At 56.6% G+C, this 1515-nt stretch carries 2 protein-coding genes; both read left to right on the top strand.

Going from position 1 to position 1515, the window contains the following annotated elements; genetic code table 11:
• Positions 1 to 527: aminotransferase class I/II-fold pyridoxal phosphate-dependent enzyme (locus GEAM_RS00020; protein ID WP_034786587.1), on the top strand; the 527-nt coding region annotated here is incomplete at its 5' end.
• A 28-nt stretch (positions 528 to 555) separates the two neighbouring features.
• Positions 556 to 1455, top strand: coding sequence for a LysR substrate-binding domain-containing protein (locus tag GEAM_RS00015; protein WP_034786586.1), 900 nt, complete (start codon positions 556 to 558; stop codon positions 1453 to 1455).
• Positions 1456 to 1515 lie beyond the last annotated feature (60 nt).

The raw sequence follows: 1515 nt of genomic DNA, 5'->3' as shown, positions 1-1515 counted from the left end.
CTTTCGATGAAGATGGCCGCGTGTTGCTGTGCAGCTCGTTTTCCAAAACGTTGGCGCCCGGCCTGCGCGTCGGCTGGCTGGCTCCGGGGCGTTATCACAACCGCGCCTTGCATATGAAGTTCATCAGCACCGGCGCGACGTCGACCCTACCGCAAATCGCTCTGACCGACTTCATCAAGCAGGGACACTACCTGCAACACCTGCGCCGGATGCGCAATCAGTACCAGCGTAACCTCTGCACCATCACCTGCTGGGTGAGCAAATATTTCCCGTGCGGCGTGGGTGTCAGTCGCCCGCAGGGAGGCTTTATGCTGTGGATTGAACTCGACGAGCGCCTCGACGCCCAGCGGCTCAACCGTCTGCTGGAAGTCCACAAAGTCCAAATTGCGATCGGCTCGATATTTTCTGCATCGGGCAAGTATCGCAACTGCCTGCGAATCAACTATGCTCAGCCATTAACCGAGGCTTACGAGCAAGCCGTGAAGCATATTGGGCAGACCATTAACGACATGATGGCGGAACTCTGATTCTGCCCCAACTGGAGCGCATACCGACGTGCAGATTGAACCCTTACCACCGCTAAACACCTTGGTGGCCTTTGAATGTGTTGCACGTTATTGCAGTTTTTCACGCGCGGCGGATGAGTTAAATCTGACGCAAAGCGCCATCAGCCGGCAGATCTTGCAGTTAGAAGAGATGCTGGGCTGCAAGCTGTTTCAGCGTAGCCAGCGCAAGGTGACCTTGACGCCTCGCGGTGAGATTTACGCCGAACAGGTGCGAAAACTTCTGGGGGATATTTCGCAATCCACCGCCGAGGTGATGGGTTGGAGCGGCCTGCCACAGGTGACGCTGGCCTGCACCAGCGCGATGGGCAGTCTTTGGCTCTCATCGCGGCTTTCAGCCCTGCGGCGGCTGATGCCGGATTTACAGATCCGCATGAAGATTTCGGACAGCTTCTCCGAGTTGAAATCCTCAGAGTTTGATCTGGCGATTTTCTATCTGCGCACTCCGCCCGCTGGTTATCACGCCGTGCCGCTGTTCGACGAAGTCTGTTACCCGATGTGTTCCCCCGAGTTTTTGCGCCATCTCCCCGCCAACCCCGACGCGGCCGAGTTACTTAACCACACGCTGTTGATTCAAGACGATCCCCAGCGCGAATGGACCGGCTGGCGAGATTGGTTTGCCTCACAAGATGTGCATCACTTCGCGCCAAGGCAGACATGGCGAGCCAATAACTACCCGTTTCTGGTGCAAGCCGCCGTTCTCGGCGACGGAATTTTACTCGGCTGGGAAGGCCTAGTGCAGGATTTTGTCGATAACGGGCAGCTGGTCCATGCCCATCCGGGGAAGCTGGCCGCCGATGGCAAATGTTATATTTTGACACCGCAAGACAGGTATTTGAGGCCCGTCATTCGACGGGTGATCGAATGGCTTTTGCAAAGCCAGCAAACCTAAAATCGCGACTTTGCGGTGTGTTGCAAACTGGCCTAAGGTCAAGACCGTGCGCTGCCGCCA

The organism is Ewingella americana ATCC 33852 (assembly GCF_000735345.1).
Taxonomy (GTDB): domain Bacteria; phylum Pseudomonadota; class Gammaproteobacteria; order Enterobacterales; family Enterobacteriaceae; genus Ewingella; species Ewingella americana.
Note: the sequence above shows the minus strand (reverse complement) of the source record. Positions and strands in the feature narration are given on the sequence as shown.